This is a genomic window from Halomonas sp. TH-94 (assembly GCF_057473365.1).
Genome location: NZ_JBYCKL010000080.1, coordinates 69,510 through 89,281 on the forward strand (window position 1 = coordinate 69,510; position 19,772 = coordinate 89,281).

At 64.0% G+C, this 19,772-nt stretch carries 17 protein-coding genes; 7 read left to right on the forward strand and 10 right to left on the reverse strand.

The genetic code is table 11. From position 1 onward, the window contains the following. Positions 1 to 22: 22 nt before the first annotated feature. From AC2VNO_RS15190 to ku (AC2VNO_RS15200), 3 genes are read left to right on the forward strand one after another with little or no spacing between them, the layout of a single operon-like run. A complete protein-coding gene (locus AC2VNO_RS15190; protein WP_486934906.1) occupies positions 23 to 226 on the forward strand; it encodes a hypothetical protein in 204 nt (67 codons plus the stop codon). After that, on the forward strand, positions 226 to 1,002 hold the full coding sequence (ku, locus tag AC2VNO_RS15195) for a non-homologous end joining protein Ku (RefSeq protein ID WP_486934907.1): 777 nt from the start codon (positions 226 to 228) through the stop codon (positions 1,000 to 1,002). Before AC2VNO_RS15190 ends, ku (AC2VNO_RS15195) begins: the two co-directional genes overlap by 1 nt. Further along, the gene (gene ku, locus AC2VNO_RS15200) at positions 995 to 2,146 is read left to right on the forward strand and encodes a non-homologous end joining protein Ku (protein ID WP_486934908.1); all 1,152 of its coding nucleotides are present in this window, start codon (positions 995 to 997) and stop codon (positions 2,144 to 2,146) included. The genes ku (AC2VNO_RS15195) and ku (AC2VNO_RS15200) overlap by 8 nt, the downstream gene beginning before the upstream one ends. A 35-nt stretch (positions 2,147 to 2,181) precedes the next feature. Here ku (AC2VNO_RS15200) and acs read toward each other — a convergent pair whose 3' ends face one another. Together acs and AC2VNO_RS15210 are read right to left on the reverse strand one after the other, a co-directional pair. After that, a complete protein-coding gene (acs, locus tag AC2VNO_RS15205) occupies positions 2,182 to 4,131 on the reverse strand; it encodes an acetate--CoA ligase (protein WP_486934909.1) in 1,950 nt (649 codons plus the stop codon). A 151-nt stretch (positions 4,132 to 4,282) separates the two neighbouring features. Continuing rightward, positions 4,283 to 4,852: a SprT family zinc-dependent metalloprotease gene (locus AC2VNO_RS15210; RefSeq protein WP_486934910.1), complete on the reverse strand. Its 570-nt coding sequence runs from the start codon at positions 4,850 to 4,852 to the stop codon at positions 4,283 to 4,285. A gap of 83 nt (positions 4,853 to 4,935) precedes the next feature. On the opposite strand from AC2VNO_RS15210, the gene AC2VNO_RS15215 reads away from it, so the two are divergent. Beyond that, positions 4,936 to 5,598, forward strand: a complete 663-nt coding sequence (locus tag AC2VNO_RS15215) for a YecA/YgfB family protein (RefSeq protein WP_486934911.1) — start codon at positions 4,936 to 4,938, stop codon at positions 5,596 to 5,598. 49 nt (positions 5,599 to 5,647) lie between these two features. Here the strand turns inward: AC2VNO_RS15215 and AC2VNO_RS15220 are convergent, their stop codons facing one another. Next, positions 5,648 to 6,769: a phospholipase D-like domain-containing protein gene (locus AC2VNO_RS15220; RefSeq protein WP_486934912.1), complete on the reverse strand. Its 1,122-nt coding sequence runs from the start codon at positions 6,767 to 6,769 to the stop codon at positions 5,648 to 5,650. A 124-nt stretch (positions 6,770 to 6,893) separates the two neighbouring features. On the opposite strand from AC2VNO_RS15220, the gene plsB reads away from it, so the two are divergent. Further along, entirely contained in the window at positions 6,894 to 9,335 is a 2,442-nt protein-coding gene (plsB, locus tag AC2VNO_RS15225; protein WP_486934913.1) for a glycerol-3-phosphate 1-O-acyltransferase PlsB, read from the forward strand. 68 nt (positions 9,336 to 9,403) lie between these two features. On the opposite strand, the gene AC2VNO_RS15230 is transcribed toward plsB, so the two are convergent. The 6 genes from AC2VNO_RS15230 to ampD form a co-directional block, all read right to left on the reverse strand. Beyond that, positions 9,404 to 10,099, reverse strand: a complete 696-nt coding sequence (locus AC2VNO_RS15230) for a class I SAM-dependent methyltransferase (protein ID WP_486934914.1) — start codon at positions 10,097 to 10,099, stop codon at positions 9,404 to 9,406. Further along, positions 10,096 to 10,794, reverse strand: coding sequence for a tRNA (adenosine(37)-N6)-threonylcarbamoyltransferase complex dimerization subunit type 1 TsaB (tsaB, locus tag AC2VNO_RS15235; protein ID WP_486934915.1), 699 nt, complete (start codon positions 10,792 to 10,794; stop codon positions 10,096 to 10,098). Before tsaB ends, AC2VNO_RS15230 begins: the two co-directional genes overlap by 4 nt. A gap of 120 nt (positions 10,795 to 10,914) precedes the next feature. Continuing rightward, a complete protein-coding gene (gene adk, locus AC2VNO_RS15240) occupies positions 10,915 to 11,571 on the reverse strand; it encodes an adenylate kinase (RefSeq protein ID WP_228579659.1) in 657 nt (218 codons plus the stop codon). Positions 11,572 to 11,809: 238 nt separating this feature from the next. After that, on the reverse strand, positions 11,810 to 13,831 hold the full coding sequence (gene aceF, locus AC2VNO_RS15245; protein ID WP_486934916.1) for a pyruvate dehydrogenase complex dihydrolipoyllysine-residue acetyltransferase: 2,022 nt from the start codon (positions 13,829 to 13,831) through the stop codon (positions 11,810 to 11,812). Positions 13,832 to 13,892: 61 nt separating this feature from the next. Further along, on the reverse strand, positions 13,893 to 16,565 hold the full coding sequence (aceE, locus tag AC2VNO_RS15250; protein WP_486934917.1) for a pyruvate dehydrogenase (acetyl-transferring), homodimeric type: 2,673 nt from the start codon (positions 16,563 to 16,565) through the stop codon (positions 13,893 to 13,895). Positions 16,566 to 16,882: 317 nt separating this feature from the next. Further along, the gene (gene ampD, locus AC2VNO_RS15255) at positions 16,883 to 17,455 is read right to left on the reverse strand and encodes a 1,6-anhydro-N-acetylmuramyl-L-alanine amidase AmpD (protein ID WP_486934918.1); all 573 of its coding nucleotides are present in this window, start codon (positions 17,453 to 17,455) and stop codon (positions 16,883 to 16,885) included. 77 nt (positions 17,456 to 17,532) lie between these two features. Between ampD and nadC the strand changes: the two genes are divergently transcribed. Further along, a complete protein-coding gene (gene nadC / locus AC2VNO_RS15260; RefSeq protein ID WP_486934936.1) occupies positions 17,533 to 18,387 on the forward strand; it encodes a carboxylating nicotinate-nucleotide diphosphorylase in 855 nt (284 codons plus the stop codon). Between the two features lie 21 nt (positions 18,388 to 18,408). Here nadC and AC2VNO_RS15265 read toward each other — a convergent pair whose 3' ends face one another. After that, positions 18,409 to 18,945 (reverse strand): GNAT family N-acetyltransferase, encoded by a 537-nt coding sequence (locus AC2VNO_RS15265; RefSeq protein WP_486934937.1) that lies wholly within the window; start codon positions 18,943 to 18,945, stop codon positions 18,409 to 18,411. An 84-nt stretch (positions 18,946 to 19,029) separates the two neighbouring features. On the opposite strand from AC2VNO_RS15265, the gene tsaA reads away from it, so the two are divergent. Continuing rightward, positions 19,030 to 19,764, forward strand: a complete 735-nt coding sequence (gene tsaA / locus AC2VNO_RS15270; RefSeq protein WP_486934919.1) for a tRNA (N6-threonylcarbamoyladenosine(37)-N6)-methyltransferase TrmO — start codon at positions 19,030 to 19,032, stop codon at positions 19,762 to 19,764. Positions 19,765 to 19,772: the final 8 nt, after the last annotated feature.

Consider the following 19,772-nt stretch of genomic DNA (forward strand, 5'->3'; position numbering starts at 1 on the left):
AGCAAGGAACGAGGGAGAGGACATGAGCGAAGCGCCCTGGTGGCTTGAATCCGGACCCGAGACCTGCCAGTTCTGCCACCGAACCTTCTATTACGAGGCGGGCTACCACTGCATTTATTGCGACAGCCCGATCTGCCCCTCGTGCGTGGCGGCGCGCTTCGAGAGCCGCGATACGGTGTGTCCCGAATGCCATGAGGATGGTAACCGTCATGAGGAGGAAGACTGATGGCGGCACGAGCGATGTGGAAGGGGGTGATCCGCTTCGGCGAGGTCCAGGTTCCGGTCAAGCTCTACTCGGCGGTCCAGGACCGCAGCGTGCATTTCCGCCTGCTGCACGAGAAGGATCGCTCGCCTGTAAAACAGGCCATGGTCAACCCCGAGACCGACGAGGTCGTGCCCTACGCCGAGACCCGGCGCGCCTATCGTACCGACGAGGGCAGCCTGGTGGTGTTCGACAAGGAGGAGCTCGAGGCACTGGAACCCGACTCGGGGCGCGACATCGAAGTGATTCGTTTCATGCCCCCCCAGATTATTGACCACCGCTGGTACGACCGCCCCTACTACCTCGGCCCCGACGGCAGCGAGTCGCTCTACTTCGCCTTGGCCGAAGCGCTGGGCAACAGCGGCAAGGAGGGACTGGCGCGCTGGGTCATGCGCAAGAAGAGCTATGTCGGCGCTCTGCGCCTGCATCGCGGCGTGCCCATGCTGATGTCGCTACGTCACGAGGAGCAAGTGGTTTCGGCTGACGCCCTGGAACCGCCCCAAGGCAAGGCGCTGGACGCCAAAGAGCTCGACATGGCGCACCAATTGATCGGCATGCTGGAGGCGGAATTCGACCCCGAGGAGTACCGCGACGAGTACCGTGAGCGGGTACTCGAGCTGATCGAAGCCAAGCAGCGCGGCAAGAGCGTCAAGGTCACTCCGATTCGCCACCGCAAACCCTCCGACGACCTCTCCAAGGCCCTCGAGGCCAGCCTGAAGAAGGAGCGCAAGCGTGCCTAGAGAGAGCAAGAGCAAGCGCCAGGGCAAGGGCGACCGGAGCCAGGGTAAGAACCAGAAGGAGCCCAAGGGCGAGACATCGCAGAGCGAGGAAAAGAAACACTTTCACTCCAGCGGCCCACGCCCTTTGTGGTCGGGCACCATTACCTTCGGACTGGTCAGCCTGCCGGTCAACCTCTACCCGGCTAACCGACCCAAACCGGTGTCGTTGCGTATGGTCGACTCGCAGGGCACGCCGCTGGCGAGGCGTTACTTCTGCGAAAAGGAGGAGCGCGTGCTCGACCACGACGAACTGGTCCGAGGCTACGAAATCGATAAAGACGAATTCGTGGTGCTGAAGGATGATGAGCTTGAGTCGCTGGCCCCGGAGAAATCACAGGAGATCGATCTCAAGCGCTTCGTCGGCCTCGACGAGATCGATCCTATGTACTTCCAGCGCGCCTATTTCATGACACCCGACAAGGGTGTGACCAAGGCCTACCGCCTGCTGGCCCAAAGCATGGAGAACGCTGCGCGTGCGGGCATTGCCACCTTCGTCATGCGCGGCAAGGAGTACCTGGTCGCGATCATTGCCGAAAAGGGTATCTTGCGCGCCGAGACGCTGCGCTTTGCCGAGGAAATACGTGCCCCCGAGGACCTCGCTCTGCCCGCACCAACCAAACCCGACAAGCAGCGGGTCAAGGCCATGCAAAAGGCCATCGAAGCTTTAGCGGAAGATGCCTTCGAGCGCGAAGAGCTTCAGGATCTGCAGAGCCAGCGAATCATCGCGCGCGCAGAGGAGAAGCTAGAGCGCGGCGAGGATGTCATCGCCTTGGGTGAGGATGAGCGCGAACCCGACGGCGAGCCGGAACAGGGCGGCGAAGTGATCGATCTCATGCAGGTACTCAAGCAGAGCCTGGCTGAAGGCCGCCCACCCGGTCAGGAGGCTCGCAGTGACACCGAGCCTGCAGGCAAGAAAGGCAAGTCGAATGAACGCAAGCCTTCACCCAAGCGCCATTCCGAGAAGAAGCCGGGCAAGCGCCGCGTCACCAAGCTGGATACCCTCTCACGTGAGGAACTCTACGAACGCGCCAAGAAGCTCGACCTTCCCGGTCGCAGCCGCATGACCAAGGCCGAACTGGCCAAGGCCATCGCCGCCGCCGGCTGAAAACGAAAAAGCCGGCCCGAGGGCCGGCGGTTTTATCACTTGCTCGCGCGATTCTCGATCAGATCATCCACCACGCTCGGATCGGCCAAGGTGCTGGTATCGCCCAGGCCGTCGGTTTCGTTGGCGGCGATCTTACGCAGGATGCGGCGCATGATCTTGCCCGAGCGGGTCTTGGGCAGACCCGGCGCCCACTGGATGACATCGGGTGAGGCGATCGGTCCGATATCCTTGCGCACCCACTGGGTCAGCTCCTTCTTGAGCTCGTCGCTGGGCTCGACGCCATCGTTCAGGGTCACGTAGATGTAGATGCCCTGGCCCTTGATGTCGTGGGGGAAGCCCACCACGGCGGCCTCGGCCACGGCCTCATGCGCCACCAGCGAGGATTCGATCTCGGCGGTACCCATGCGGTGACCGGAGACGTTGAGCACGTCGTCGACACGGCCGGTGATCCAGTAATAGCCGTCTTCGTCGCGACGGCAGCCGTCGCCGGTGAAGTAGTAGCCCTTGTAGGTGGAGAAGTAGGTCTGGATGAAACGCTCGTGATCGCCCCAGATCGAACGCGCCTGACCGGGCCAGGAGTCGCTGATTACCAGATTGCCGTCCACGGCGCCCTTCAGTTCGTTGCCCTCGCTGTCGAGCAGGGCCGGCTGTACGCCGAAGAACGGCAGCGTGGCGGAGCCCGGCTTGAGGTCGATGGCACCCGGCAGCGGCGCGATCATGATGCCGCCGGTCTCGGTCTGCCACCAGGTATCGACGATCGGGCACTTGGAGTTACCGATCACGCGGTGGTACCACTCCCACGCCTCGGGGTTGATCGGCTCGCCCACCGAGCCGAGCAGGCGCAGGCTGTCGCGCTTGCTGGAATCCATCACGCCGTCGCCATGGGCCATCAGGGCACGAATGGCGGTCGGCGCGGTGTAGAGGATGGCGACCTTGTGCTTGTCGACGATGTCGCCCATGCGGCCATGGCTGGGGTAGCTCGGCACCCCCTCGAACATCAGCGTGGTGGCTCCGTTGGCCAGCGGCCCGTAAACGATGTAGCTGTGACCGGTGACCCAGCCCACGTCGGCGGTACACCAGTAAACCTCGCCGTCCTGATAGTCGAAGATGTACTGGTGGGTGAGGCTGGCATAGACCAGATAGCCGCCGGTGGTGTGCTTGAGTCCCTTGGGCGCGCCGGTGGAACCGGAGGTGTAGAGGATGAACAGCGGATCCTCGGCGTTCATCTCCTCGGCCGGGCAGTCGGTTGCCTGCTTGTCGACCAGATCGTGATACCAGACGTCACGGCTCTCGTTCCACTCGATCTCGCCGCCGGTGCGCTTGACCACCAGCACATTCTTGCACACCTCGGTGCCCTGGCGGGTGAGGGCGGCATCGACGTTGTCCTTGAGCGGCACGTGCTTGCCGCCGCGCACCGACTCGTCGGCGGTGATCACGAGCTTGGAATCGGCACCGATGACCCGCTGGGCCAGAGCATCGGGGGAGAAGCCGCCGAACACGACAGAGTGCACCGCACCGATACGGGCACAGGCCAGCATGGCAACGGCCGCTTCGGGGATCATCGGCATGTAGAGGGTCACGACGTCGCCCTTGCCGATGCCGAGCTCCTTGAGCGCATTGGCGAGCTGGCAGGTCTTGGCGTGCAGTTCACGGTACGTGACGTGCTTGGAATCCTGGGGGTCGTCGCCTTCCCAGATGATGGCGGTCTGGTCGCCACGTGTCTCCAGGTGGCGGTCGAGGCAGCTGACGCTGGCGTTCAGGGTGCCATCCTCGAACCAGCGGATATCGACATTGTGCGTGTCGAACTGCGTATGCTTGATCTTGGTCGGCGCCTTGAACCAGTCGATACGCTTGGCCTGCTCCGCCCAGAAGCCCTCGGGGTCGTCGACGGACTGCTGGTACATGGCCTGATACTTCTCGCGATCGATCCAGGCGTTGGCGGCGACGTCATCGCGTACCGGATAGACTTTTTGCTGCTCGGTCATTGGCTGGCCTCTTCCAGGAGATACACCCTCTCGGTGGATGTTACCGGCTGCCTTGTTATTGAATGCGCCGGCATCAGATTCGCCCCACAGCATATACCCTCAGGACAGGCCTTCCCCTTAGACCTTGGTATCACGATTTTTTCTTTTGTAATCATGCATTTGTAGCACTCTCCTCATGCGCTACAAAGGGCTGATAGACCAAGGTCTGAGCGCATGTAAGACAGCGATAGCGGCGCCCGTTGCGGGCCAGGGAATGGCGTCGGGACGTGAAGAAATGCACCTGGCAGCTGCAGTGGTAACGATGCGGCCTGGGGCTCGCCCGGGCGGTATCGAAGCTGTGGGTTACATTGGCAGCGAGGCCGAACAGTCGCTCCATCACGGTACGCCATTCGTGCCCATGGGGCCTGGCCTTGGGGCCGTCGCTCAGGTGACGGACCAGCCAGTGCGCCATTTCCTGCGGTACGACTTCGCTCAGAAATGCACAGCGATTCTCGCGAAAGAGCACCGGGTTGAAGCGCAGCCCACCCCGGCCATAGTGCGCCTGGCCGGCGCTCTTGCCACGCAGGTCGCACCAGACCTTGGGCTTGGGCAGCTCGGGATGGTAGCCGCGACACAGCTTCCAGGCGGCCTCCACCCGCTCCAGCAGGGCCTGGTGAAGAGCTGCGTCGTCGAGGCCGGCCAGCCATTCGGGCGAGGGTTCGGGAAGCACGGGTCGTCTCATGGGTGCTAAAATGACGTCCCGCCCCGGCGGTGTCCAGCCCCTGAGCGGCCACACTGCCTTCACGATGCCATGCGAGAGTCCCGATGTCCGATACTCCCCTGCCCCAGCCCCTGCTCGAGGACGAAGAGCTCGATCGCCTCGACGAGTTCCTCGACTCCGAGAGCGTCGACGCCGATGCACTGGATCTGATCTCGGCCCATGGCTTTCTCGTCGCGCTGGCCGTGGCGCCCCGCGAGATGGAATCCGCCACCTGGGTGGCCGAGCTGTTTCACGGCGAACCGGCGTTTACAGATGCCGGCGAACGCGAAGAAATCCTGGGTTTATTGGAAAAGCTGCGTCGCAACGGTATCGACACGCTGGAGCAGGGTGGGCTGCCTGAACTTCCCTTCGACCTGACGCTGGAAGGGCTGCCGCCCGAGGAGACGCCGGTCGGCGACTGGTGCGCCGGCTTCATGGAGGGCGTCTTTCTCGATGAGGCGGCCTGGTTCGAGCAGGACGAAGAGACCGTAGCCACGCTGCTGCTACCGTTCATGGCGCTATCCGGGCTGTTCGACGACGAACCGGACATGGCCGAGATGGCGGCGGACACGGCGCGCCTGGAGTCGCTGGTCGCCCAACTGCCGGACCTGGTGTTGGATCTCTATCTGCATTACCGCGTGCCGCCCGAGACCCCCAAACCCATGCCGCGCAAGAAAAAGCCTGCCGGCCGCGGCCCCGGGAAGGGCAAGCCCGGTGGCAAGCGGTAGTCTGTTGGCCAGCGACATCGAGGTGGGGTGCCATGCTCGCCATAGCCCCTCACCTCAGCCGTGTCAGCCAGGCATCTAAACTGCCGAACAGCCACTCCTTGAAACGCTGCCAGCGCGGGCGCTGCAACCACTCCCGATAGGTGATCTCGCTGCTGGCGGCAAAGTTGCGCTCGAACAGGGACGCTACTTCACCGGCGAATCGGGCATCGTCCACTTCCTGGTTGGCCTCCAGGTTCCAGTGCAGGCTCCAGTGATCGAAGTTGCACGAACCCAGGCTCGACCATTGGTCCACCAACGAGAACTTGGCGTGAATGAAGGTGGGCTGGAATTCGAAGATTCGCACCCCGGCGCGCAGCAAACGTCGATAGAAACGCTGGCCGGCATAGCGCACCCAGGGGTGGTCGTGGTCCCGGCCGGGCAACAGCAGCCGCACGTCGACACCGCGCTGGGCAGCCCGAGCCAGACGCATGCGCAGCCTTAACGTGGGAACGAAGTAGGGTGTGCAAAGCCAGATCCGGCGCTGCGCCGACGACACCCGCTCATAAAGGGAATGGCGAATGGCCTGATAGCGATAGCCCTGTCCCCACACCACCCGGCCGCGCATGCTCTGATAGTCGTGGCGAGGAGCGACTTCGAGTTCCAGATGGCGCACCAGAGCCGCCTCGCCGGCGCCCCGCGTCAGCGGCGAATCCCACAGTCGCGAGAACAACCGCACCCAGTCGGCCACCACGGGCCCCTCGATGCGTATCGCCACCTCGTACCAGGCCTCGAGAAACTCGTCGACTGCGCCGAAACCGCCGGTGAAGGCCACCCCGCCGTCGATCACCATCAGCTTGCGGTGATCCCGGGTCAGGTTACGCGTCAGCGAGCGTATACCCAGCGGATTGAACAAGCGCAGTGCCACGCCGGCCTGCTCCAGGCGACGCCGGTCCTCCCCGGAAAGCCCCATGGCACCGTAAGCATCGAGCATCAGCGCCACCGATACACCGCGCCCGGTGGCGCGGCACAGCGCATCGATCAGCGCCGTGGTCAGCCGCCCCGACTCCATCAGGTAAAGCTCGATGAGGATTGAGCGGCGTGCCTCCTCGATGGCAACGAACATTGCCGGCAGGAAGCGCGACGACTCCGCCAGCAGCTCGAACCGGTTACCATCCCGCCATACCCCATGCATGGCATGCCTCCCTCTCCCTGTCTGGCTCGATTGACGCACGTTTACTGCGCCAGGGAAAGCCGCACCTGACCCGAGCCGGGGGGCACGGCTATACTGGGGCCTGATTCGATATCGAGGCAATCGGATGGCCCTGGCCCAATCTCTGCTCAACGTGCTACGCGCTCCGCTCAAGGGCTTTCTCAAGGCCTGGGTCGAGCCCAGGATGATCGAACCCGATCCCGCGGAACTGGCCCTCGATCCTTCGCGGCCCACGCTCTACGTATTTCCTCACCCTGCACTCTCCGACGCTCTGCTGCTCGAAATTCTGTGCCAGCGTCATGGTTTGCCGCCGGCACAGGCCAGAGTCTGCCTGCCTGGCCTGGAACTGCCTGCCAGCGTGGCGCTGCCTGTCAGGCCACGGCGATTGTGGCGTCGTGGGCGTGCCTTCGAAGCGCCCTTCCGCCAGGCGCTGGAATACCTCGCCGAGCATGACGAAGCCGCGATTCAGGTCCTCCCGGTGAGCGTGTTCTGGGGGCGCGCGCCCGGCAAGCGCTTTGGCTTCTGGCGGCTGTTGGCAGCCGACAGCTGGCAACTCACCGGGCGGCTACGCCGGGGGCTTGCGGTGCTGATAAACGGCAAGAGCGTCGAGGTACATTTCGGTGCCCCGCTGCAGCTGCGCGACCTGCTCGACGAACGTGGGCCCGCCGTGGCCAACCGCAAGGGGGCCAGGCTGCTGCGCATTCACTTTCGGCGCATGCGCACGCGTGTACTCGGCCCCGACCTCTCCCACCGTCGCACTCTCATCGAGGGGGTGGCCGCAAGCCCTGAGGTACGCCGGGTGATCGGCGAGCTGGCGGTGAGCGAGAAGCGCTCTGTCGAACGGCTGGAACGACGCGCCCTGCGCTATGGGCGTGAAATCGCTTCGAACATGACCTTCCCGGTGCTGCGCTTCATGGACGGTTTGCTGAGGCGGCTGTGGAACCGTCTCTATGATGGCGTCGAAGTACGGGGCCTGGACCGGGTCAAGGCCCTGGCCGGCGACCACACGCTGGTCTACGTGCCTTGCCATCGCAGCCATATCGATTATCTGCTGCTCTCCTACGTGCTGTATCGCGACGGCCTGATGCCGCCCCATGTCGCCGCCGGACGCAATCTCAACATGCTGCTGGTCGGCCCTCTTTTGCGCCGCGGCGGTGCCTTCTTCATGCGCCGGAGCTTTCGCGACAAGCCGTTGTATGCGGCCGTCTTCAACGAGTACCTGCACCGCCTGCTCGAGCGTGGCCACCCGCTGGAATATTTCATCGAAGGCGGCCGTTCACGCAGTGGGCGCATGCTGTCGCCCCGCCCCGGCATGCTATCGATGACGCTACGCTCCTACCTGCGCAGTGCCGCCGGCACCAGCCCGCCCCGACTCGCGTTCATCCCCGTCTACATCGGCTATGAACGCATCATCGAGAACGCCAGCTATCAGCGTGAAATGCGCGGTGGGAAGAAGCGCAAGGAGAGCCCCTGGGCCCTGCTGCGGGTTATCGGTCAACTGCGCCAGCCGTTCGGCAAGGTAGCGGTCAACATCGGTGAACCGCTGTCCCTGGGCGCCTTCCTCGACGACACCACCACGGGCTGGCGTGATGATGCCAGCCAGGCAATGCCGCCCTGGCTCAACCGGGCAGTTCCGGCACTCGGCGACGAACTTGCCAGACGTATCAACGGCGCGGCGGCACTCAATCCGGTCAACCTGGTGGCGCTGGCGCTGCTGGCGACACCTCATCACGCCATTGAGGTGAGCCTGATGAAGCGCCAGCTCGCGCTGCTGGCCGCCCTGCAACGCCACTGCCCGGGCGGGGAACATACCAGCCTGCCCCAGGGCGACCCCTCGACGTGGATCGATCAGGTGGTGTCGCTGGGCATGATCGAGCGTCGTCCACATGCGCTGGGCGATATCCTGGTCGCCACGAAAGAGCAGTCCAATCTGCTGGTATGGTATCGCAACAACGTGCTGCACCTCTTCGCCCTGGCCGGCCTGACCGCCTTTGCCTTTCGCCACGCCCCACGTCATGACCTCGACAGCCTGCATGCCCAGCTCGGACCGGCCTGGCCGATACTGGCCCGCGAGCTGTTCCTCTCACCGGTGAAGCTTTCCGAGTCGCTGCCGGTAATGCTCGAATCGCTATGCCAGGAAGGCTTGCTGGAGTACGTTGACGATAACTGGCAGCGCCCCAGCGAGCTGGAAGCAGGCGAACAGCTGCGGCTGTTGGCGAGGTTGATGCAGCCTTCGCTGGAGCGCGGCTACCTACTACTGGCCATTCTGTTGGCCCAGCCTCCCGGCACGCTGGGGCGCGATGCCCTGGCCGAACGCAGCCAGCAGCTGACCGAACGTCTGGCGCTGCTATCTGGCCGCGACGCACCGGAGTTTTTCGACCGCACGCTGTTCGCCAGCCTCATCGTCAGCCTGGAAGGCGAAGGCTGGATCTGGGAGCGAGAGGAGAAGCTGTGGTTCGATGAGCGGCTGCGTAGTGCCGCCCAGCGCACCGGCGAGCTTTACGATCCGGCGCTAAGGCACAGGCTGCAGTTGGTCAGCCACGGGTAGAGGACAATGCCTGCACGTGCGAATCGTTTCCCGCTAATGCTGAAATGGCCCTGCCGCGCTGAGGGTTTTCAGGCCTTGAGGGAGCGATGAACGTACAGGTCGTAACGGCTGGTCTTGCCTTCGATGACGTGCTGCGGCGCCGGACCCGCGATGGGCGGCGCCTTGCGCGGCCGTTTCACCACCACCCGGTGGGTAGCGACGTCCAGCGCCGCCTCCAGCAGTCGTGGCGCATCGTCGTCGTCTCCGGCGAGCTCACGAAACAGCCGCATCTCCTTCTTCACCAGCGCCGACTTCTCGCGATGTGGGAACATCGGATCGAGGTGCACCACCTGGGGTGCAACGCCGCTGTCTGCGACCAGGGCCGAGAGTTCGTGAGTGGCGTCGCCGTGGGCAAGCCGCATACGAGCGACGATCGCGGCCGCCTCAGGGTCGCGGGCGGCACGCATCAGGCCGTCTTCCAGCAGCGCATGGATATGTGCCACGCGCTCGACCAGCAGGACTTCGGCGCCCAGGCTGGCCAGCACGAAGGCATCTCGGCCCAGGCCGGCGGTGGCATCGATTACGCTTGGTGTGACGCCTGACGCAAGGCCGCAGGCCCGGGCGATCAACTGCCCGCGCCCCCCACCGAAGCGACGCCGATGCGCGGCGCGACCCTCAGCGAAGTCGACCCTTAGCGGCTTGCCGTAAAGTGCCGGATCGCCGGCCAGCACCAGCGCGCCCTCTTCACGTCGCAGGACGAGCGCACCGCCATGCGTGGCGTTCATCCGCCCTTCTGCCACGCGACCTGATCGCGCAGGTATATGGGTTGCGCCTCATGGGGAGCAGTACGCTGCCCAGCGGCATAGTGGCGCGCCGCCAGCAGTACCAGCTCCTCGGCGGCCGGCTCCGATTCGACGTCGCGCCGGGTTAGCGCTGCCTGCACCTCGGGCGCCATCGACTCCCATAACGCCCAGCCTGAGCCGATGCCATACCAGCCCGGCTCAGCGGCCGGAAGCTGCAGCCGCTGCGGCGCGATGACGGCCTCTTCCAGCAGCGATTCGACCGTGCCGTCGCAACAGCGCCAGGCGGCGGCGTAGACCTCGCCCATGCGAGCGTCCATTGCCGTGGCGACGTATTCGACCCCATGGCGTCGATGCGCCGCCAGGGCCAACGCCTCGAGCGTCGAGACCCCGAGCAGCGGGCAGCCCAGCCCGTAGGCCAACCCCTGGGCCGTACCGGCGGCGATACGCAGCCCGGTAAAGGAACCCGGACCGCGCCCGTAGGCCACGGCGTCCAGCTCGGCGGGCGTGATACCCGCCTCGGCCAGCACTTCATCGACCATGGGCAACAACCGGCGAGTATGCTCGCGCGGAGTCAGGGCAAACCGGGAAACGAGCCGCGGTTCACTATCGGCGCGCTGGAGCAACACGGCGGCAGAGCAGGCGCTGGAGGAGGCATCGAGGGCCAGCAGGATCGGCATAGGAACAGTTCGCTTCGAAGCATGAACGCGTGATTATACGCCGCCGCAGGACGCGGGACGATGGCTCCAACGAGAAAGGCCCGCCAGGCGGGCCTTTCTCGAATCATTGCGGAATGCCGATCAGGCGTCGAGCGCCTCGGTCACTTTCCGGGTGATATCGTCGACACTACCCACGCCTTCCACGCGATGATAGGCCGGCGCCGCCTCAGGCGCCTCCTCGGCCCACTGCTGGTAATAATCTACCAGCGGTGCGGTCTGCTCGTGGTAGACGGCCAGGCGGTTGCGCACCGTGGATTCACGGTCGTCGTCACGCTGGATCAGCGCTTCGCCGGTGACATCGTCCTTACCCTCTTCCTTCGGCGGATTGTACTCAACGTGATAGACCCGCCCCGAACCCGGATGTACGCGGCGCCCCGCTAGACGCTTGACGATCTCCTCGTCCTCGACGGCGATCTCGAGCACGTGATCGATCTTGACCCCGGCTTCCTTCATGGCATCGGCCTGAGGAATGGTGCGCGGGAAACCGTCGAAGAGGAAGCCGTTCTCGCAGTCGGGCTGAGCGATACGCTCCTTGACCAGTGCAATGATCAGGTCGTCGGACACCAAACCACCGCTGGTCATGATCTCCTTGACCTTGAGACCCAGCTCGCTGCCTTCCTTGACCGCCGCGCGAAGCATGTCGCCGGTGGAGATCTGCGGAATCTTGTAGCGTTCGCAGATGAACTGAGCCTGGGTGCCCTTGCCGGCCCCCGGGGCGCCCAACAGGATCAAACGCATCTAGCTGCTCCTTGGAGAGTAAATAAATCGAGTGGGTAAAGGGAATGTCATGAACCATAACCGCGGCGACGACGGCAGACAACCGCGCACTGTCGCCACACCGCACCAACCTGACAAAAGCTGTTTCATTTTCAGCCAATTAAGCCCGGGTTGCACTTTGGTATTCCCATCCTAAAGTGAAGCGCCCAAACACCGACGGCGCCCCGAAGGACGCCGTCGGCACAGCTTCAGGCAGCGTTCACAACAGCATGCGCCGGATGTCGCTCAGCGCCGCCGCCAGGAAGGCGGTGAAGCGCGCCGCATCGGCGCCGTTCACGGCGCGATGATCGTAGGAGAGTGACAGCGGCATCATCAGCCTCGATTCGAAATCGGCGCCGTTCCATACCGGTTTCATCTGCGCCTTGGAGACGCCGAGAATGGCAACCTCCGGCGCGTTGACGATCGGCGTGAAGGCGGTGCCGCCGATGGAGCCCAGGCTGGAGATGGTGAAGCAGCCGCCGGTCATCTCTTCACGCTTGAGCTTCTTCGACTGCGCCTTGCCTGCCAACTCAACGCTCTCCTTGGCCAGCTCGATCAGCGACTTGCGGTCGGCGTCGCGGATCACCGGCACCATCAGGCCATCGGGAGTATCGACGGCGATGCCGATGTGGACATACTTCTTCCACACCATGGTCTCGCCGTCGCTCTTCAGGCTGACGTTGAACTGCGGGTACTTGCGCAGGGCAAAGGCGCACGCCTTGATCAGGAACGGCAATGGCGTGAGCTTGGCACCCTGAGCTTCCGCTTCCGCCTTCATCGACTTGCGGAAGGTCTCGAGCTCGGTGATGTCCGCCTCGTCGAACTGAGTGACGTGGGGCACGTTGAGCCAGCTGCGATGCAGGTTTGTCGCCCCCATCTTGAGCAGGCGGCCCATGGCCTTCTCTTCCACCTCACCGAACTGGCTGAAGTCCTGATCGGGTACCGGCGGAATGCCGGCGCCACCGGCCACCGGTGCCGAAGTCGCGGCCTGGCTCTTGCCTGCCATGACCTGCTTGACGTAGGCGTGCACGTCCTCCTTGAGCACCCGGTCCTTGGGCCCGCTGGGCTTGACCAGGCCCAGGTCGACGCCTAGCTCCCGGGCCAGCATGCGTACCGCAGGACCGGCGTGTACCAGTTTGCCGTCGCGCGGCTTATGAGCCGCCATCTGCGCCTCGGGGCTCGGTGTGCCGGCCGGGGTCGATGCCGGCTTTTCGGCCTTGGTCGAAGATGACGGCTTTTTCTGCTCGTCGGACTTGTCGGCCTTCTTGGCTGCCGGCTTGCTGCCTGCCACCTCGATATAGCCGATCAGGTCACCCTCGGAGACGGTATCGCCCTCCTTGACGGTGAGCTCGATCAGCTTGCCCTTGTAGGGACTCGGCACGTCCATGGAGGCCTTGTCGGACTCCAGGGTGATCAGCGGGTCTTCCTCATCGATCTCGTCGCCGGCACTGACACCGATCTCGATGATCGGCACGTCGCTCGAGCCGGAGAGATCGGGAACGCGAATCTCCTTGCGCTCGGGCTCGCCGCTCGCCGCTTCTTCCTCGGCCGGCGCTTCGGCCTGCTCCGCAGGCTCAGCGGTGGCTTCGTCGGCTGCGGACTCGGTCTCGCCTGAATCGTCGTCACCTTCGCCGGCAATCTCCATGGTGCCGATCACATCGCCTTCGGAGACGGTATCGCCCTCCTTGACGGTGAGTTCGATCAGCTTGCCGCTGTACGGGCTCGGAACATCCATGGAGGCCTTGTCCGACTCCAGCGTGATGAGGGTGTCCTCTTCCGATACCTCATCCCCCTTGGCGACCGGCACTTCGATCACCTCGACATCGCTGGAGCCCCCCAGATCGGGCACCTTGATCTCGACGGTGCGCTTGCCGCCGCCGCTGGCCTTCTTCGCCGCCGGCTTCTCCTCGGCGGCACGGGCTGCCTGCGGGGCCGCTTCCTCGCGCCTGGGCTCGGGCTTCTCGCTCTTCTTCTCTTCGCTATCGGCATCGGCGCTGCTGTCGCCTTCCAGCTCGAGCTCGACGATCTCGTCACCCTCGGAGACGGTATCGCCCTCTTTCACCAGCACCCGGACCACCTTGCCGCCCTTGGGCGACGGCACGTCCATGCTGGCCTTGTCGGACTCCAGCGTGATCAGGGTGTCCTCGGGCTTGATGACGTCCCCTTCGGATACCGCGATTTCGATGATCTCGACGTCTTCGCTGCCGCCGATGTCTGGAACTTTTATGATTTCGCTACTCAAGGTCGCGCTCCTTCCAAATCATGCCTGGAACAGGCGGGCCGCTGCCCGCCTGGCCACCGGATCAGCTCGTCAGCGGATTGGGCTTGTTGGGATCGATGCCGTACTTCTTGATCGCCTCGGCGACCACCTTGCGATCCAGCTCACCGCGGTCGGCAAGTGCCTTGAGCGAGGCCACGGTCACGAAGTAGCGATCGACCTCGAAGAAGTGGCGCAGCTTCTCGCGGGTATCGGAACGACCGTAGCCGTCGGTCCCCAGTACATGGTAGTCGGTCGGCACCCAGGCACGTACCTGGTCGGCGAACAGACGCATGTAGTCGGTGGAAGCGATGGCCGGGCCCTTGCGTCCTTCCAGACAGCGAGTCACGTGGGGCTTGACCGGTTCGTCGGCGGCGTTGATGAACGCTTCGCGCTCGAGCATCAGCGCCTCGCGACGCAGCTCATTGAAACTGGTAACGCTCCATACGTCCGAGCCGACGCCCCACTCTTCTTCCAGCATCCGCGCCGCTTCTTCCACTTCGCGCAGGATGGTGCCGGAACCGAGCAGCTGAACGTGCCCCTTGTCGCCCTTGTGCTCCCGCAGTTGGTACATGCCCTTGATGATGTCGTCGACGGGAACGTTCTCGAGCTCGGGATGCTCGTAGTTCTCGTTCATCACCGTCAGGTAGTAGAAGCAGTTCTCCTTGTCGGCGAACATGCGCTTCAGGCCGTCCTGGACGATGACCGCGACCTCGTGCCCGTAGGTGGGGTCATAGCTGCGGCAGTTCGGAATCGTGGCCGCCTGCAAGTGGCTGTGGCCGTCTTGGTGCTGAAGACCTTCACCGTTGAGCGTGGTGCGCCCGGCGGTGCCGCCGACCAGGAAGCCACGCGCCTGCAGATCGCCTGCCGCCCAGGCCAGGTCGCCGATCCGCTGGAAACCGAACATCGAGTAGTAGATGTAAAACGGCAGCAGCGGCAGGTTGTGATTGCTGTACGAGGTTGCCGCGGCGATCCAGGCCGACATGGCACCCGCTTCGGTGATGCCCTCCTCGAGGATCTGCCCTTTCTTGTCCTCGCGGTAGAACATGATCTGGCCCTTGTCGACGGGCTCGTATTTCTGTCCTTCGGAGGTGTAGATGCCGAGCTGGCGGAACATGCCCTCCATACCGAAGGTCCGCGCTTCGTCGGGCACGATCGGCACGACCTGCTGGCCGATCTTCTTGTCCTTCACCAGGCCGTTGAGGATGCGTACGAACGACATGGTGGTGGAGACTTCGCGCCCCTTGGAACCCGCCAGCTGGGTGGCAAAGGTCTTGTCCTCGAGCGACGGGATCGTCAGCGCCTCGAAGTCGTTGCGACGCTGCGGCAGGTAGCCGCCCAGGCGCTCACGCTGCAGGTGCATGTACTTCAGCTCGGGGGAGTCGTCCTCGGGCTTGTAGTACGGCACCTCCTTGAGCTGCTCGTCGGAGAGCGGAATGCCGAAGCGATCGCGGAATTTCCGCAGCGCCTCGTACTCCATGGTCTTGACCTGGTGGGCCTCCATGGAGGCCTCGCCCTCGCCGCTGCCCATGCCGTAGCCCTTGACGGTGTGCGCCAGGATCACGGTGGGGCGGCCGTTGGCGTTGTTCACCGCCTCGTGATAGGCCGCATAGACTTTGAACGGGTCGTGGCCGCCGCGGTTGAGGCGCCAGATGTCCTCATCGGACATGTCCTTGACCATTTCGGCGGTTTCCGGGTACTTGCCGAAGAAGTGCTCACGGGTATAGCCGCCGTCGATGGCCTTGTAGTTCTGATATTCGCCGTCGACCGCCTCATCCATGCGCTTCTGCAGAATGCCCTTCTTGTCCTTCTCGAACAGCGGATCCCACAGCCGCCCCCAGACCACCTTGAGCACGTTCCAGCCGGCGCCGCGGAAGACGCCCTCGAGCTCGTCGATGATGCGCCCGTTGCCACGTACAGGACCGTCGAGGCGCTGCAGGTTGCAGTTGATGACGAAGATCAGGTTGTCGAGCTTCTCGCGGCTGGCCAGGTGAATGGCACCGAGGGATTCCGGCTCGTCGCACTCGCCGTCGCCCATGAAACACCAGATCTTGCGGTCCTGCATGTCGCGCAGCTCACGTGAATCGAGATACTTCATCACGTGGGCCTGATAGATCGCCTGGATCGGCCCCAACCCCATGGAAACGGTGGGGAACTGCCAGAAATCCGGCATCAGCCATGGATGGGGGTAGGAAGAGAGACCGTCGCCATCGACTTCCTGGCGGTACTTGTCCATCTGCTCTTCGGTAAGACGCCCTTCCAGATAGGCGCGTGCATAGACCCCCGGTGCCACGTGTCCCTGGATGTAGACCAGGTCGCCTTCGAAATCGCCGTTGGGGGCACGGAAGAAATGGTTGAAGCCGACGTCGTAGAGCGTGGCGGCAGACATGAAGCTCGCGATGTGGCCACCGAGCCCAGGATTGGCACGGTTGTTGCGAATGACCTGGGCAATCGCGTTGTAGCGGATCAGCGAGCGGATACGACGCTCCATGAACAGGTCGCCCGGCATAGGCGCTTCGCGATGCACCGGAATGGTGTTGCGATGCGGTGTAGTCACCGAGAAGGGTGCCTGCATGCCGTCACGGCGCAGCCGGTCGGCCAGGCGTGACAGCAGGAACCGGGCGCGTTCCTCGCCCTCACGATCCAGGACCGACTCCAGGGAATCCAGCCATTCCGTGGTTTCGACCGGATCGAAATCTTCTCTTGCCTCCAGACTCATAGACGTCTCTCCGAGTGACAATGTGATGTCAGGCTAGCCCCTGGCGATACATCCTGGGGCGGGTTGCACTACTGACGATCAGGGGAATGTCAGGCCGCGACGCGGCTGTTGTAGTCATTTTACAGAAGCGTATACAACGAATGGCGTAGAACATACCGTAAAGCGCCTCTTCTGCCAATCGGAATAGAATGGAATTTTTTTCCACAATTCCATTATTGCATTGCAACACAAGCTGTTACGGCACTCCCCAATAGTTTCAGTCGAAAATGCATCGTATGTAATAAAACTACCGTATGATTAACCGCAACGCTCAGAAATCACTCGACTCTCGGGGACAAGCGCTCCCAACACTGCGCGAAATAGGCCCAGTCGAAAGCGGGCCCCGGGTCGCTCTTGCGCAGTGGTGCCACCCTTGCGTGGCTGGTGACACGCGCGGGTTTCATCTCAGCGTAGTTCACCATCAGCGCCTGCGTGACCGAGGCCAGAGCTCGGTACTGCGCGTCACGGTAGGCATGGACCTCATCGCCTTCCAGCTCTATGCCAACGGTGAAATCGTTGAGCGCACGCCGCACCCGCCCCCTGTCGATCCAGCAGGAACGACCGGCATGCCAGGCGCGCCGATCGAAGGGCACGAACTGCACGCACTCGCCGTTGCGGCGAATCAATAGATGGGCCGATACCCGCAGCTGAGCGATGTCGGCGAAATAGGGATGGGCCGCGGGATCCAGCGTGTTGGTGAACAGCCGCTCGATGTGCTCTCCGCCGAACTCGCCGGGCGGCAGGCTGATCGAATGCAGCACCAGGGCCGAGACCTCACCTTGCGGACGCGCGTCCTGGTTGGGCGATGGCACGCGCCGCGCCCCTTCAAGCCAGCCATCCTCGATTCTCATCTCGCTCCCCTGACGTGGTGGACATGGATTCCCTATAATGACGGTCCCGACGCTCCATGAACATGAAAAGGCCCGCCATGCACTATCAGGACGCCCTAGTCGAAGCGATTCGCGAAGCTGCCGCCCACCTGCTGGCCGAGGACGTCGGCCCCAGCGACATCACCGCGCAGCTGATCCCCGAGTCGCAGTGGGCCACGGCCCGGGTCATCACCCGTGAACCCGCCATCTTGTGCGGCATGGCCTGGGTGGAGGAGATCTACCGCCGCCTGGATCCCAGCATCCAGCTGCGCTGGAGCGCCGCCGATGGCGATCGTCTCGAAGCCAACCAATGCTTCCTCGAAATCGAGGGGCCTGCGCGCCGTTTACTGACGGGGGAACGCGCAGCGCTCAACCTGCTGCAGACGCTCTCCGCCACCGCCACCCGCACGCGCCACTACGTCGACTTGCTCGAGGGCACCGGCGTGCGCCTGCTCGATACCCGCAAGACCTTGCCCGGCCTGCGCCTGGCGCAAAAATACGCGGTCACCTGCGGTGGCGGCCACAATCACCGCATCGGGCTCTACGACGCTTTCCTGATCAAGGAAAACCACATTGCCGCTTGCGGCAGCATCGCCGCCGCCGTCAAAGAGGCACGCAGCATCGCCAGCGATCTGCCGGTGGAAGTCGAGGTGGAGAATTTCGATGAGCTCGAACAGGCGCTGCAGGCAAAGGCCGACATCGTCATGCTGGATAACTTCACGCTGGATGACATGCGTGAAGCAGTAAGGCGCACTGCCGGTCGTGCCACGCTGGAGGCCTCGGGCAACGTCGATGAGACTACCCTGCGCCAGATCGCCGAGACCGGCGTCGACTGCATCTCCAGCGGCGCCCTGACCAAGGACGTCAAGGCGATCGACCTCTCGATGCGCATCAGCGGTTTAGCAGGCGCCTAAACGTATCGCGGCGCCGGACGCTCACGTCTCGATGGCGTTCAAACGCCGCTCCAGACGGCGGCGCTCGAGTTTCACACCGTCGCGGTTCACCCACTCCACGCCCAGATCTTGCCAGCCGCGGCGCAGCAGACTCTCGGTCAGCATGCGGCTGGCATCGATGGTGACCCGGCCGTGGCCGTGCTCCAACAGCATCCGCTCGGCGTGCACCAGCAGCGTAGTGCCGATGCCGCGGCGTGCCAGGGACGGCCAGACGTAAAGCGTCGCTACATGACTACGGGGAATATCGACTTCGAGAAACCCCACGCAGCGGCCATCGCAGGTGGCCACCAGCGTCGTGTATAACGATTGGCGAGCCACCCAGACGCTGCCCTCCCGCGGCATGGTGGCTGCCCACGCCTCGCGCTCCGCGACGCTGTAGTGTGCAGCGGCGCCCTGCATCACGGCGTGATGGAAGACCTCGGCCTGGTCGGCGCCATCGCGCGCCTTGGCCTGACGATAAAGGATCCGCGGCGAGCGGGCCGCCGGGGATGGCGAAGGGTTTGGAATCGTGGTTGCCATCATTTCTGCTTGCCTCACGTCACTGTCACGGCAAGCAGAGTACACAAGCTCGCCGCTGCGGCCAATGGCAGGCATAATCGCCGCATGATCAGTCAGACCTCTTGCTCCAATGGCTACCGGCTCGACCCCATCGGTCATATCGAGAGCGATTTCCCCGACAAGTTCGGCGTGCCCCGCCAACCCGGCCTGGCACCGGCCGCTCGTGCCACGCTGGTGCTCCGCCCGCCCTACGACGACCCCCTGGCGGTGCGCGGTCTCGAGGCGTTCAGCCATCTGTGGCTGACCTTCGTCTTTCATCAAAGTCCCGAGCGCTGGACGCCGCTGGTACGCCCGCCACGGCTTGGCGGCAACGCCAAGGTCGGTGTCTTCGCCAGCCGCAGCACCCACAGGCCCAACCGGCTGGGGCTATCGCTGGTGCAACTGCGTGACGTCGATACCCGAGGCGGCGTGAGCCTGCTGCTCGAGGGGTGCGATCTGATCAGCGGCACTCCGGTGCTCGACATCAAGCCCTACCTGCCCTGGGTAGAGGCGCGGCCCGATGCCCGTGCCGGTTATGCACCCGAGCCGCCTTCACCGCTGCCAGTGCGCTTCTCGGACGAGGCCGAAGCGGCGCTGGCCACGCGCGAGGATGCCGCCTCGCTGCGCGAGCTGATCATCCAGGTCCTGGCCCAGGACCCACGCCCCGCCTACCGCCAGGGGGCCGAGGAGAGAGTCTACGGTGTGCGCCTGCGCGACGTGGATGTGCGTTTTCGCGCTATCGAAGCGTCCACGTCCACTCTGATGGAAGTGGTGGACATCGTACCGCTCACAGGCCAGTGACGACGAAG